General features: G+C 71.4%; 13 protein-coding genes. 11 read left to right on the forward strand and 2 right to left on the reverse strand.

Going from position 1 to position 12,729, the window contains the following annotated elements:
- Positions 1-41: 41 nt before the first annotated feature.
- A complete protein-coding gene (locus tag ACLBXX_RS04450) occupies positions 42-650 on the reverse strand; it encodes a TetR/AcrR family transcriptional regulator (protein WP_447657000.1) in 609 nt (202 codons plus the stop codon).
- A gap of 114 nt (positions 651-764) precedes the next feature.
- Here ACLBXX_RS04450 and ACLBXX_RS04455 point away from each other — a divergent pair, with 114 nt between their 5' ends.
- The 11 genes from ACLBXX_RS04455 to ACLBXX_RS04505 all read left to right on the forward strand — a co-directional run bounded on the left by ACLBXX_RS04455 (position 765) and on the right by ACLBXX_RS04505 (position 10,965).
- Positions 765-1,499, forward strand: coding sequence for an enoyl-CoA hydratase/isomerase family protein (locus ACLBXX_RS04455; protein WP_447657001.1), 735 nt, complete (start codon positions 765-767; stop codon positions 1,497-1,499).
- Positions 1,499-2,419: a 3-hydroxyacyl-CoA dehydrogenase family protein gene (locus ACLBXX_RS04460; RefSeq protein WP_447657002.1), complete on the forward strand. Its 921-nt coding sequence runs from the start codon at positions 1,499-1,501 to the stop codon at positions 2,417-2,419. Before ACLBXX_RS04455 ends, ACLBXX_RS04460 begins: the two co-directional genes overlap by 1 nt.
- Positions 2,416-4,530, forward strand: coding sequence for a phenylacetic acid degradation bifunctional protein PaaZ (gene paaZ, locus ACLBXX_RS04465; RefSeq protein WP_447657003.1), 2,115 nt, complete (start codon positions 2,416-2,418; stop codon positions 4,528-4,530). The genes ACLBXX_RS04460 and paaZ overlap by 4 nt, the downstream gene beginning before the upstream one ends.
- The gene (gene paaI / locus ACLBXX_RS04470) at positions 4,527-4,952 is read left to right on the forward strand and encodes a hydroxyphenylacetyl-CoA thioesterase PaaI (RefSeq protein WP_387143642.1); all 426 of its coding nucleotides are present in this window, start codon (positions 4,527-4,529) and stop codon (positions 4,950-4,952) included. The genes paaZ and paaI overlap by 4 nt, the downstream gene beginning before the upstream one ends.
- A gap of 20 nt (positions 4,953-4,972) precedes the next feature.
- Complete coding sequence (gene paaK, locus ACLBXX_RS04475) at positions 4,973-6,283, forward strand: phenylacetate--CoA ligase PaaK (RefSeq protein ID WP_447657004.1); 1,311 nt, start codon at positions 4,973-4,975, stop codon at positions 6,281-6,283.
- 72 nt (positions 6,284-6,355) lie between these two features.
- A complete protein-coding gene (gene paaA / locus ACLBXX_RS04480) occupies positions 6,356-7,330 on the forward strand; it encodes a 1,2-phenylacetyl-CoA epoxidase subunit PaaA (RefSeq protein ID WP_447657005.1) in 975 nt (324 codons plus the stop codon).
- Positions 7,330-7,635, forward strand: coding sequence for a 1,2-phenylacetyl-CoA epoxidase subunit PaaB (paaB, locus tag ACLBXX_RS04485; RefSeq protein WP_310241776.1), 306 nt, complete (start codon positions 7,330-7,332; stop codon positions 7,633-7,635). Before paaA ends, paaB begins: the two co-directional genes overlap by 1 nt.
- A 77-nt stretch (positions 7,636-7,712) precedes the next feature.
- Positions 7,713-8,510 (forward strand): 1,2-phenylacetyl-CoA epoxidase subunit PaaC, encoded by a 798-nt coding sequence (paaC, locus tag ACLBXX_RS04490; RefSeq protein ID WP_447657006.1) that lies wholly within the window; start codon positions 7,713-7,715, stop codon positions 8,508-8,510.
- Positions 8,504-8,998 carry a 1,2-phenylacetyl-CoA epoxidase subunit PaaD gene (gene paaD / locus ACLBXX_RS04495; RefSeq protein WP_447657007.1) on the forward strand — a complete coding sequence of 165 codons (495 nt, stop codon included), beginning with the start codon at positions 8,504-8,506 and terminating at the stop codon, positions 8,996-8,998. Before paaC ends, paaD begins: the two co-directional genes overlap by 7 nt.
- Positions 8,998-10,194 (forward strand): 1,2-phenylacetyl-CoA epoxidase subunit PaaE, encoded by a 1,197-nt coding sequence (gene paaE / locus ACLBXX_RS04500; RefSeq protein WP_447657008.1) that lies wholly within the window; start codon positions 8,998-9,000, stop codon positions 10,192-10,194. The genes paaD and paaE overlap by 1 nt, the downstream gene beginning before the upstream one ends.
- A gap of 9 nt (positions 10,195-10,203) precedes the next feature.
- Positions 10,204-10,965 carry an enoyl-CoA hydratase/isomerase family protein gene (locus tag ACLBXX_RS04505; RefSeq protein WP_447657009.1) on the forward strand — a complete coding sequence of 254 codons (762 nt, stop codon included), beginning with the start codon at positions 10,204-10,206 and terminating at the stop codon, positions 10,963-10,965.
- 9 nt (positions 10,966-10,974) lie between these two features.
- Here the strand turns inward: ACLBXX_RS04505 and ACLBXX_RS04510 are convergent, their stop codons facing one another.
- Positions 10,975-12,627 (reverse strand): thiamine pyrophosphate-binding protein, encoded by a 1,653-nt coding sequence (locus tag ACLBXX_RS04510; RefSeq protein WP_447657010.1) that lies wholly within the window; start codon positions 12,625-12,627, stop codon positions 10,975-10,977.
- Positions 12,628-12,729: the final 102 nt, after the last annotated feature.

Here is a 12,729-nt window from a genome sequence, read left to right on the forward strand (position 1 = left end):
CCGAGCCCTGCGCGGGCTCGGGTGCGCGGCATCCGTGCGTCTCAGCGGGTGCGCATGCCGTCCAGCGCGACCGCGACGACGTCGTGCGCGAGGCGCTCGCGGTCGACGGCGCCGCCCGGCCGATACCACTCGACGATCGAGTTGACCATGCCGAAGACGAGGCGCGTGGTCACGGCGCCGTCGACGTCGGCCCGCACCTGACCCGCGCGCTGCGCTTCGTTCACGAGCGCGGTCACGCGGTGGTCGAACGCGCGCCGCCGCTCGAGAGCGGCACGTTCGACGTCGCTGTTTCCGCGCACGCGCAGGAGGAGTGTCACGTAGGGGAGCTTGTCGACGAGCACGAGCACCGCGCCCCGCAGCACCGCGCCGAGCCGTTCTGCCGGGTCGCCGGCAGAGGCCTCGGGCTGGTCGAGCACGCCCTCGAGTCCGTCGAGCGCTTCGTCGAGCGCGAGCGAGAGCAGCTGCTCCTTGGAATCGAAGTGGTGGTACAGCGCCGACTTCGTGAGGCCCAGGCGCGAGGCGAGGTCGGCGACCGACGTCGCGTCGTACCCCTGCTCGTTGAAGAGGGTGACGGCGACTGCGAGCACCTGATCGCGGTCGTAGCCGGGGCGGCCGCGTCGCGCGGGGGAGGCGTCGGTGCTCGCGGACATGCGCCCAGTCTCGCACCCTGCCGGTGTCGACGCCGCGCGACACGGTGACATTACTGAACGATCGATCAGGTAATATGGGTGCCGATCCGCGAAGAGGCGGACGCAGGAGGACGGATGCCTGAGCCGCTGAAGATCCAGCGCCGCGAGGACCGCGTCGTCGCGACGCTGTCGCGGCCGGAGGTGCGCAACGCCATCGACCAGGACACCATCGACCGGCTGCACGAATTGTGCGGCGAGCTCGAGCGCGAGCCGCGCACGCTCATCCTCACGGGCTCCAACGGTGTGTTCGCCTCGGGTGCCGACATCGCCCAGCTGCGCGAGCGCCGCGCCGCCGACGCGCGCCGGGGGATCAACACCCGCGCGTTCACCCGGGTGCGGAACCTGCCGATGCCGGTCATCGCGGCGATCGACGGCTACGCCCTCGGCGGGGGCGCCGAGCTCGCGTACGCTGCCGACATCCGCATCGGCTCGCCGAGCCTCAAGATCGGCAACCCCGAGACGGGCCTCGGCATCATCGCGGCCGCGGGTGCGACGTGGCGCCTGCCTGAGATCGTCGGCGAGGCACGGGCTGCGGAGATGCTTCTGACGGGACGGATCCTCGATGCCGACACCGCGGTCGAGTGGGGCCTGGTGTCGTCGCTGTTCGAGCCGGGCGACCTCCTCCCCGCCGCCCACGCGATCGCCGACCGCATCGCGCGCAACGACCCGCTCGCGACACGCCACACGAAGACGGCGCTCCTCGCCCCGCGCGCCGCACACCCCGAGATCGAGCTCGAGCTGCAGGCCCAGCTCTTCGAGAGCCCCGAGAAGGACCGCCGCATGACCGCGTTCCTCGAGAGGAAGCGCTGATGGGCGTGGCGCACGAAGCCCCCCGGTCGTTGAGCGAGCGGAGCGAGACGAAACGCGCTGAGCCCACCGGAGTGCCCGGGCGGGTCGGCGTCATCGGCGGCGGGCGCATGGGTGCGGGCATCGCCCACGCGTTCGTGCTCGCCGGCGCCGACGTGGTCGTGGTCGAGCGTGACGACGACGCGGCGGGGGCAGCATCCGCTCGCCTTCTCGAAAGCGTGCGTCGCAGCGTCGAGCGCGGCACCACCGATCGCGGGTTCGACGCGCTCGCCGCGGCGGTCGAGACGGCGACGGATGCTGCGGCGCTGGCCGGCTGCGACCTCGTGGTGGAGGCGGTCCCGGAGGATCGGGAGCTCAAGCTCGACGCCCTCGGGCGTGCGGAGCGCGTGCTCACGCCGGAGGCGGCGCTGGCCACCAACACGTCGTCCATCTCGATCGACGACCTCGCATCCGGTCTGGACCGGCCCGAGCGCTTCCTGGGGCTGCACTTCTTCAACCCCGTGCCGGCGTCCGAGCTCGTCGAGGTCGTCACCGGCACCGCGACCGATGCCACGCTCGTCGACGCGGCGAAGGGCTGGATCGCGGCGCTGGGCAAGACGCCGATCGTCGTGCGCGACAGCCCGGGCTTCGCATCGAGTCGACTCGGTGTCGCGCTCGGGCTCGAGGCGATCCGCATGCTCGAGGAGGGCGTCGCCTCGGCCGCCGACATCGACGCGGCGATGGAGCTCGGGTACCGGCATCCGGTCGGTCCGCTCCGGACGACCGACCTCGTCGGCCTCGACGTGCGCCTCGGCATCGCCGAGGAGCTCCACCGCGAACTCGGGGAGCGCTTCGCGCCCCCGGCACTGCTCAGGCGCCTCGTCGCCGACGGACATCTCGGCCGCAAGACCGGCCGCGGCTTCTACGAATGGAGTGACAAGTGACCGACATCCTCCCCAGCTACCTGCGCGACGCATGGTGGAGCCCCGCCTCCGAATCGGGCGCGACGGAAGTGCGCGACGCGTCGACCGGCGAGGTCGTCACGCTCGTCAGCACCGACGGCATCGACCTCGGCGCGGCGATCGCCCACGCTCGGACCGTCGGCCAGGCGAGCCTCGGCGCGCTGACGTTCCACCAGCGCGCCCTGCTGCTGAAGGAGTTCGGCATCGCGCTCACCGCGCGCAAAGAGGAGCTCTACGAGCTGTCCAAGCGCGCCGGCGCGACCACGCGCGACTCGCTGAGCGACGTCGACGGCGGCATCGGCGTGCTCTTCACCTACTCGTCGAAGGGGCGGCGCGAGCTGCCCAACGCCCAGGTGTATCTCGACGGTCCGGTCGAGCCGCTGTCGAAGGACGGCTCATTCCTCGGGCGCCATGTGTACACGCGGCTGCCCGGCGTGGCCGTGCAGATCAACGCCTTCAACTTCCCGATGTGGGGCGCGCTCGAGAAGTTCGCCCCCGCGTTCCTCGCGGGCGTGCCGACGATCGTGAAGCCCGCGACGCCGACGGCGTACGTGGCCGAGGCGTGGGTGCGGATCCTCGTCGAGACCGGGAAGCTGCCGGCGGGCTCGCTGCAGCTGGCGAGCGGCGCCGTCCCCGGGCTGTTCGACCACCTCGGGCTCGGCGACCTCGTCGGGTTCACGGGGAGCGCGTCGACGGCGTCTCGGCTTCGCGAGCAGGCCGCGCCAGGCGTCAGGTTCACGAGCGAGACCGACTCGATCAACGCGTCGGTGCTCGGCCCCGACGCGGTCCCGGGCACGCCCGAGTTCGAGGCTTACGTCAAGCAGCTCCTGGTCGAGCTCACGACCAAGGCGGGGCAGAAATGCACGGCGATCCGTCGTGCCATCGTGCCCGCCGACGCCGTCGACCCGCTCGTCTCCGCCCTCCGCGACAAGATCGCCGAGCGCGTCGTCGTGGGTGACCCCCACGCCGACCGGGTCACGATGGGCCCGCTCGTCTCGCTCGCACAGCGCGACGAGGTGCTGCGCGCCGTCGGCGCGCTCGAGGCCGCGGGCGGCCGCATCCTGCTCGGCACGACGGAGGCTCCGGACGTGACGCTCGCCGACGGCTCGACCGGTCCGGCTCCCGACGGAGCGTTCGTCACGCCCATCCTGATCGGGTTCGACGGCGCAGCCGACGCGCTTCCCGTCGCGGTGCACGACGTCGAGGCCTTCGGCCCCGTGGCGAGCGTGCTCGCCTACCGCACCGTCGACGAAGCGGCCGACCTCGTCGGCCGCGGCGGCGGGTCGCTCGTGACGAGCGTCGCGACCGCCGACCCGTCGGTGGCGGCGACCCTCCTCGCCCGCACCGCCGCGTACAACGGACGCCTGCTGTTCCTCGACCGCGACGACGCGCGTACCTCGACGGGCCACGGCGCGCCCGTGCCGCACCTCGTGCACGGCGGACCCGGCCGCGCCGGCGGCGGCGAGGAGCTCGGCGGCATCCGCGCGGTGCTGCACCACATGCAGCGGACCGCGGTGCAGGGCTCGCCCGCGATGCTCACGGCTCTGACCGGCGTGTGGCATCAGGGCGCAGCATCCCGATCCGATCGTCACCCGTTCCGCAAGTCGCTCGCTGAGCTCGCCATCGGCGACCAGATCGCCTCGCCCCTGCGCCCCGTGACCCTCGACGACATCGAGACGTTCGCGAACTTCACCGGCGACCTCTTCTACGCGCACATGGATGAAGAGGCCGCCGCCGCGAACCCGTTCTTCCCGGGTCGTGTCGCCCACGGCTACCTGCTGGTCTCGTGGGCGGCGGGGCTCTTCGTCGACCCGGAGCCGGGCCCCGTGCTGGCCAACTACGGCCTCGAGAACCTCCGGTTCATGACGCCCGTGTCGCCCGGCGACGAGATCCGCGTGGTGCTGACCGCCAAGCAGATCACGCCCCGCGAGACCGACGAGTACGGCGAGGTGCGGTGGGACGCCGTCATCCTCAACCAGCGCGATGAGATCGTCGCGACGTACGACGTCCTCACGCTGGTCGCGAAGACGGCGGACACGGATGCCGCGGCAGCCGTATCCGTTCCAGCCGAGGCCGAAGGGGTGACGGCGTGAGCGACCCCGCCGCGCACTTCGTTGGCCAGCGCCGCATGCTGCAGCGCGATCGTGCGTCCGCCGCGCTCGGCATGGTCGTCGAGCGTGACGAGCCGGGCGAGGCGATCGTGTCGATGCGTGTGCGCGACGACATGACGAACGGGTTCGCCATCACGCACGGCGGGATGGTGTTCGCGCTCGCCGACACGGCGTTCGCGATGGCCTGCAACGAGGACGACGACGTGACGGTGGCCGCCGGTGCCGACATCTCGTTCCTCAAAGCGACGCACGCCGGCCAGACCCTCACCGCGCATGCGCGGCGCCGCATCCTCTCGGGCCGCAACGGCCTCTACGACGTGACAGTGACCGACGAGACCGGCGACGTGGTCGCCGAGTTCCGCGGTCGGTCGCTGACGACCCGGCGCACCCACCCCACCGACTGACCCGACCAAGAAGAGGCGAGATGTCGACGATGACAGCGAACCCCGCAGCCCCCACCGAGACGCTCGATCCCGAGGAGCGCATGTCCCGCGACGAGATCCGGGCGCTGCAGCTCGAACGGCTGCAGTGGACCGTCCGGCACGCCTACGAGAACGTGCCGCTCTATACGCGCAAGCTCGATGACGCCGGCGTCGCGCCCGGCGACATCCGCTCGCTCGAGGACGTGCGCCTGCTGCCGTTCACGACGAAGGAGGACCTGCGCCAGACCTATCCCTTCGGCATGTTCGCGGTGCCGATGGACCGGGTGCGCCGCATCCACGCGTCGTCCGGCACCACCGGGCGGCCCACGGTCGTCGGCTACACGCAGGGCGATCTCGATCGTTGGGCCGCGCTCGTCGCCCGGTCGCTGCGCGCGAGCGGCGTGCGGCCCGGCATGAAGGTGCACAACGCGTACGGCTACGGCCTGTTCACCGGCGGACTCGGGGCGCACGCCGGCATCGAGCGTCTGGGCGCGACCGTGATCCCGATGTCGGGCGGGCAGACCGCGCGGCAGGTTCAGCTGATCCGGGACTTCGAGCCCGACGTCATCATGTGCACGCCGAGCTACCTGCTGACGATCGCCGACGCGATGGTGGCGGCGGGGATCGACCCGACCTCTACCTCGCTCAAGGTCGCGATCCTCGGCGCGGAGCCGTGGACGAACGAGATGCGCGCCGAGCTCGAGCGTCGCATGGGCGTCGACGCCGTCGACATCTACGGGCTCAGCGAGGTCATGGGGCCGGGCGTCGGCAACGAGTGCGTCGAGACCAAGGACGGCCCGCACCTGTGGGAGGACCACTTCCTGCCCGAGATCATCGACGACGAAGGGATGCCGCTTGCCGACGGCGAACGCGGCGAACTGGTGTTCACGTCGCTGACGAAGGAGGCGTTCCCGGTGCTGCGCTACCGCACCCGTGACCTCACGCGGCTGCTCCCCGGCACCGCCCGACCGGGCATGCGGCGCATGGAGAAGATCACCGGGCGCAACGACGACATGATCATCCTCCGCGGCGTGAACATTTTCCCGACGCAGATCGAGGAGCTCGTGCTCGGAATCGAGACGCTCACGCCGCACTTCGTCATCGAGCTCACCCGCGAGGGCGCGCTCGACGCCATGGCGGTGCGCATCGAGCGCCACCCCGACCTCTCCCGCGAGACGTGCGAAGCGGCCGCCGAGGTGCTCGGGCAGCGCATCAAGACGCACATCGGGTCGACGGTCGCGGTGCGCCTCGAGGAGCCCGGAACGCTGCCGCGCAGCGAGGGGAAGTACAAGCGGGTCTACGACCTGCGGTGAACGCTGGGGCGCAGCATCCGTCCGCCCGAGGTAGACTTACTGAACGAACGGTCTGTAAATAAGGAGTCGATGATGACGACCGAGGTGCTGATCGACGAGGCCGCCGAGCAGGCGGCGTTCGACGCGATCATCGAGGCGGACTCGCGCATCGAGCCGCGGGACTGGATGCCGGCGGCCTATCGCAAGACGCTGATCCGGCAGATCTCGCAGCACGCGCACTCCGAGATCATCGGGATGCAGCCCGAGGGCAACTGGATCTCGCGCGCGCCGAGCCTCAAGCGCAAGGCGATCCTGATGGCGAAGGTGCAGGACGAGGCCGGCCACGGCCTGTACCTGTATTCGGCCGCGCAGACACTCGGGATCACGCGCGACGAGATGACCGAGCAGCTCATCGAGGGCCGTGCGCGCTACTCGTCGATCTTCAACTACCCGACGCCGACGTGGGCCGACATGGGCGCGATCGGCTGGCTCGTGGACGGCGCCGCGATCTGCAATCAGGTCCCGCTGTGCCGTGCCTCGTACGGTCCGTACGGCCGGGCGATGGTGCGCATCTGCAAGGAGGAGTCGTTCCACCAGCGGCAGGGGTTCGAGATCCTGCTGACGCTCATGCAGGGGTCGCCCGCGCAGCGCGAGATGGCTCAGGATGCTGTGAACCGCTGGTACTGGCCGTCGCTCATGATGTTCGGGCCTCCTGACGACGAGTCGCCCAACTCGGCGCAGTCGATGGCGTGGAAGATCAAGCGCTTCTCCAACGACGACCTCCGGCAGCGGTTCATCGGGATGCTGGTGCCCCAGGCCGAGGTGCTGGGAGTGACCCTCCCCGATCCCGAGCTGCGGTGGGACGAGGCCGCCGAGCGGTGGCGGACGAGCGAGATCGACTGGACGGAGTTCCACGAGGTGCTCGCCGGCCGCGGGCCGATGAACGTCGAGCGCATCCGCAACCGGCGCAACGCCCACGAGGAGGGTGCGTGGGTGCGCGAGGCCGCCGCCGAGTACGCCCGCAAGCAGCAGCTGCGCGAGGCCGCCGCCACGAAGGGAGCCGCGTGATGGCCACTCCAGGTACCTCGCCGCGCGAGTCGTGGCCGCTGTGGGAGGTGTTCGTGCGCGCGAACCGCGGACTCAGCCACGTGCACGCCGGGTCGTTGCACGCGCCCGATGCCGAGCTCGCGCTGCGCAACGCCCGTGACCTCTACACGCGTCGGGGGGAGGGCACGTCGATCTGGGTCGTGCCCGCCGATGCGATCACCACGAGCGACCCCGACTCGAAGGGGGCGTTCTTCGAGAGCCCCGCGGGCAAGAACTACCGCCACGCCACGTACTACACAGCGTCGGAGGGGGTGCCTCACCTGTGACCCTTCGACAAGCTAAGGGACCGGTCGGGGCTCAGGGACCGGTCGGGGTTCAGGGACCGGTCGGTGATCACGGCGAGGTGACCGTCGAGCAGGTCGAGCTGTCGGCCGAGCTGGCCGGCGGCGAGGGCCGCGCCGCGACGGCGGACGTCGCCGAGTACGCGCTGTGGCTCGGCGACGACGCGCTGGTGCTGTCGCAGCATCTCGGCGCGTGGATCGCCCGCGCGCCCGAGCTCGAGGAGGACGTCGCCCTCGCGAACATCGCACTCGACCTGCTCGGGCATGCGCGGTCGTTCCTCCGCTACGCAGGAACCTACGACGACCGCACCGAGGACGACCTCGCCTACTGGCGGGACGAGCCCGAGTTCCGCAGTGCCTGGCTCTTCGAGCAGCCCAACGGAGACTTCGCGCAGACGATCGCGCGCCAGTTGGCGGCATCCGTGTACCTGTTCGAGCTGTACACGGCGCTGCAGCAGTCGTCCGACGAGACCCTCGCGGCGATCGCCGCGAAAGCGGTCAAGGAGGTCGAGTACCACCGCGACCACGCCGTCCAGTGGACACTCCGCCTCGCGGGCGGCACCGAGGAGTCGCGTCGGCGCATGGTCCGCGCGATCGGGGACGTGTGGCCGTACGTGGGCGAGCTGTTCCGCGACGAGCCGCTGATCGAGCGCCTCGACGGGGTCGCCGTGCGGCCGTCGACGCTACTGCCGGCATTCAGGGCCGTGATCTCCGCGGTCTTCGCCGAGGCCGAGCTCGAGGTGCCGACGACTCCCATGTCGTCCGCCGGCGGGCGTCACGGGTCGCACTTCCCGACGCTGGGCTACCTGCTCGCCGAGATGCAGGTGCTCGCCCGGCAGCACCCGGGGGCGACATGGTGATCGTCACGGCAACGGCCGAGCGCGCGTGGGAGGTCGCGGCATCCGTTCTCGATCCCGAGGTTCCCGTCCTCACGATCGAGGATCTCGGTGTGCTGCGCGACGTCGTGGTCGACGCCGGGCGCGTCACGGTCACGATCACGCCGACGTACTCGGGGTGCCCCGCGATGGACGCGATCCGCGACGACGTCGTGCTCGCCCTCACGGCGGCGGGCTTCGACGACATCGACGTGCGACTGGTGCTCGCCCCCGCATGGACCACGGACTGGATGACGGATGCGGGTGAGCACAAGCTCGTCGAGTACGGCATCGCTCCGCCCACCGGGCGTGCCGCGGTGAGCGGGCCGATCCGACTGCAGCTCTCGGTGCGCTGCCCTCGCTGCGGGTCGCTCGACACGCGTGAGCTCGCGCGTTTCGGGTCGACGTCGTGCAAGGCGCTGTACGAGTGCCGCGCGTGCCTCGAGCCCTTCGACCACTTCAAGGTCCACTGATGCGGCCCGACGCCGTCGCGGCGAGCGACAACGAGCGCATCGCCGAGACGCTGCTCACCACCGCGGTCGGCGGTCCGCGCGGCGCCAAGCATCGCGCACGGTTCCACACGCTGCGGGTCGCGGCGGTGCGTCCGCTGACGGATGCCTCGGTGGAGGTGACGTTCGCCATCCCCGAGGAGTCGAGGGACGCGTTCGACTACCTCGCGGGGCAGCACGTCGCGCTGCGGAAGGTCCTCGACGGCCACGAGGTGCGCCGCTCGTACTCGCTGTGCCGCGCGGAGGACGCCGGTGGCGCGGGTGATGGGCCGCGCACCATCAGCGTCGCGATCAAGCGCGACTCGGGGGGCCGGTTCTCCACGTGGGCGCAGACAGAGCTGAAGATCGGTGACGAGATCGACGTGATGAGCCCGCAGGGCACGTTCACCTCGAAACTCGCCGACCTCGACGACGCGCACGTCGCGGGGATCGCCGCGGGTTCGGGCATCACGCCGCTGATGGCGCTCGCCGCGACGGTGCTCGCGCGGTCGCGCACGTCGCGGTTCACGCTCGTCTACACGAACCGCTCGAGCCTCGACGTGATGTTCCTCGACGAGCTGTCGGACCTCAAGGACCGCTATCCGACCAGGCTCGCGCTGCACCACGTGCTTTCGCGCGAGCAGCGCACCGCGCCGCTGCTGTCGGGCCGCATCGACGAGCCGCGGCTGCGCCGCATCCTCGGCGACCTCGTGCTGCCCGACACCGTCGACGAGTGGTTCCTGTGCGGGCCGTTCGAGCTCGTGCAGCTGTGCCGCGACACCCTCGCCGACATCGGCGTCGACCCTGCGCACGTGCGCTACGAGCTGTTCACGACGGGCGAGGGTGAGCGGGCCGAGCCGTCGGCCGGGCGCCCGGTGGTCGTCGCGGAGGACGAGCCGGTGCGCCGCATCGAGTTCACGCTCGACGGACAGTCCCAGGCCGTCGACAGCCCTGTCGCCGCGCACGAGTCGATCCTCAACGCGGCGTTGCGCGTGCGGCCCGACGTGCCGTTCGCGTGCGCCGGCGGCGTGTGCGGCACGTGCCGTGCACGCCTGTTCCAGGGGTCGGTCACGATGACCGAGAACTACGCGCTCGAGCCCGACGAACTCGAGCGCGGGTACGTGCTCACCTGCCAGTCGCACCCGACGACCGATACCGTCGTCGTCGACTACGACGTCTAGGAGGAACGAATGATCGAACTGTCCATCACCGGCGACGTCGCCGAAGTCGTCCTCAACGCGCCCGAGAAGCTCAACGCGCTCTCGCTGCGCGAGCTGGGGGAGATGGATGCCGCGTATCGCAGCGCGGAGGAGTCCGGGGTGCGCGCGCTCGTGCTGCGCGCCGAAGGGCGGGCGTTCTGCGCCGGGCGCGACATCGCGGGCGTGGACCCGGTGACCGATGACGTGCCGGAGTACCTCGCGGGCGTGGAGACGTTGATGAGGCGGATCGCCGCGTTCCCCGCCCCCACCTTCGCGGCCGTCCACGGCGCGTGCCTCGGCGTGGGGCTGGGGCTCGCGATCGCGACGGACGTCGTGTACGTCGCCGACGACGCCAAGGTCGGCTCGCCGTTCGCCAGCCTCGGAGCGATGCTGGACTCAGGCGGCCACGCGCTGCTCTATGAACGGCTCGGTGCGCACCGGGCGCTGGATCTCATCTACACGGGCGCGATGATGTCGGGCGCGGAAGCCGTGGCCGCCGGGCTGTTCAGCCGGGCGATGCCCGTCGAGGAGGTCTTCGACTTCACCCTGCAGCGTGCGACTCTCGCGGCGTCGGGGCCGACTGCCGCGTTCGTCGCCTCGAAGCGACTGATCGCCCGTCTCCGCGGCGAGCGACTGTGGGACGCCGTCGCCGAAGAGGCCCGTGGCCAGGAAGCCCTGCGCAGCACCGCCGACTACCGCGAGGGCTTCGCCGCGTTCCAGCAGAAGCGCAAGCCCGACTTCAGCGGCGAGTGACCTCCTGACTCAGGAGTTCACGCGGATGATCTCGCGCTGATACGGCGCGATCACCGATCCCGAGATGCGGCAGTCGAGGACGAGGAAGCGACGGGATGCTGCGGGCTCGGCCGTCCACTCCCCGAGCCGGTTCAGGTCGGCCAGGGTGCGGACGACGACGCCCTCGGCGCCCACGCCCGCCGCGAGCGCGGCGAAGTCGACCTCGGGGATGAGCATCGGCTCCTTCGCGAGCCCCTTCAGGCCGTAGAGGTTGATCTCAGCGCCGTAGGCGGCGTCGTTCCAGACCACGGCGAGTCCCCGGCCGCCGGCGACCCGCACGGCGGTCTCGAGGTCGGCCAGAGCCATCAGCCCGCCGCCGTCGCCCGTCGTCAGCACGACGGTCGCCGACGGCTTCGCGAGCGCGGCGCCGGGCACCGACGGCCAGCCGAGGCCGATCGACTGGAACGCCGTGCCGACCATCGTCATCCGATCCGGCGACGCGACGGGCCAGTACATGTTCGCCCAGCCGATGAAGTGGCCGCCGTCCGAGACGACCACGCGATCCTCGGGCAGCAGCGCGCCGATGCGCGCCGCGACCGAACGGGGGTCGAGCCGGCCGTCCGGCGCGATGTCGTCGCCAGGCTCATATGCGCGCAGCGGCATGAGGTCGACGGACTCGCGCCAGCCGCTCGCCGCGCCGCCGCGCGCCTGCAGGCCGTCGGCGACGGCACGGGCCACGACGGCGGCGTCGCCGCGCACGTAGCCGCCCACGTGCGGGTGGGTCGCGGCGGGCGCGACGTCGACCTGGAACACGCGGGTGCCCGGCGCGAACAGATCGCCGAAGCGCATCGTGAACTGGTTGAGGGACGCCCCGAACACGACGGCCACATCGGCCTCGCGGACGAGTTCCATGGCGCCTTCGGCTCCGAAGCCGCCGGTGACGCCGAGGTCGAACTCGGCGCGCGGGAAGATTCCGCGCCCGAGCGCGGTCGAGGCCGTGACGGCACCGACCGCGTCGGCGACGTCGCCGAGGGCCTCGCCGGCGCCCGAGATCCACGCTCCACGACCGGCAAGCAGGAACGGCCGCTCGGCAGAGGCGAGCGCCGCGACGAGTCCCTCGACCGCGCCTTCGGCGAACGGCCCCGCGGGCACGAGGGGAGCGGGAAGGCGAGGCTCCGGAGCGTCGGGAAGCGGGCCGGCGTCGCGCGCGGCGACGTCGTAGGGGATCGCGAGCACCGTCGGCACCCGGTAGGTGAGCGCGTGCTCGATCGCGATGATGGTGGTGGCCGCAGCATCCGCCCGCCCGACCGTATACGTGCGCGCGCCGACGGCCGAGGCGAGGGCGATCTGGTCGACGTCCCACGGGCGCGGGCCCGACGTCGGCTCGTCGCCGACGACGAGCACCAGCGGCACGTGCGCCTGCACCGCCTCTGCGAGGGCGGTGAGCGTGTTCGTGAAGCCGGCGCCGTATGTCGCGGTCGCGGCGGCGAGCCGTCCGGAGGCGCGGTGGTACGCGTCGGCGGCGACGACGCCGCCGGCCTCGTGGCGCACGGCGGTGAAGTGCACGTCGGTGGAGCGCTCGAGCGCGTCGAGGAAGTACGCGTTGCCATTGCCCATTACGCCGAAGACGTGATCGATGTGGTGGGCGAGGGTGAGGGCGACGTGCGCCGAGACGGTGCTCATGGCAGGAGACATGGCGATGCCTTTCGAGACGGAACGGATCAAGAGCCGTATGTGTCTCGCGCGTGCGCGCTGCGTGCCCATTTTTCGAGCACCGGCGGGCGA

The organism is Microbacterium sp. C23T, assembly GCF_053345975.1.

What these genes read in the sequence shown, in the direction of transcription:
- paaA (WP_447657005.1), top strand. Translation starts at nt 6,356, where the DNA reads ATGACGACCGAGGTGCTGATCGACGAGGCCGCCGAGCAGGCGGCGTTC.
- paaB (WP_310241776.1), top strand. Translation starts at nt 7,330, where the DNA reads ATGGCCACTCCAGGTACCTCGCCGCGCGAGTCGTGGCCGCTGTGGGAG.
- ACLBXX_RS04510 (WP_447657010.1), bottom strand. Translation starts at nt 12,627, where the DNA reads ATGAGCACCGTCTCGGCGCACGTCGCCCTCACCCTCGCCCACCACATC.
- paaD (WP_447657007.1), top strand. Translation starts at nt 8,504, where the DNA reads ATGGTGATCGTCACGGCAACGGCCGAGCGCGCGTGGGAGGTCGCGGCA.
- ACLBXX_RS04505 (WP_447657009.1), top strand. Translation starts at nt 10,204, where the DNA reads ATGATCGAACTGTCCATCACCGGCGACGTCGCCGAAGTCGTCCTCAAC.
- ACLBXX_RS04455 (WP_447657001.1), top strand. Translation starts at nt 765, where the DNA reads ATGCCTGAGCCGCTGAAGATCCAGCGCCGCGAGGACCGCGTCGTCGCG.
- paaE (WP_447657008.1), top strand. Translation starts at nt 8,998, where the DNA reads ATGCGGCCCGACGCCGTCGCGGCGAGCGACAACGAGCGCATCGCCGAG.
- paaK (WP_447657004.1), top strand. Translation starts at nt 4,973, where the DNA reads ATGTCGACGATGACAGCGAACCCCGCAGCCCCCACCGAGACGCTCGAT.
- ACLBXX_RS04460 (WP_447657002.1), top strand. Translation starts at nt 1,499, where the DNA reads ATGGGCGTGGCGCACGAAGCCCCCCGGTCGTTGAGCGAGCGGAGCGAG.
- ACLBXX_RS04450 (WP_447657000.1), bottom strand. Translation starts at nt 650, where the DNA reads ATGTCCGCGAGCACCGACGCCTCCCCCGCGCGACGCGGCCGCCCCGGC.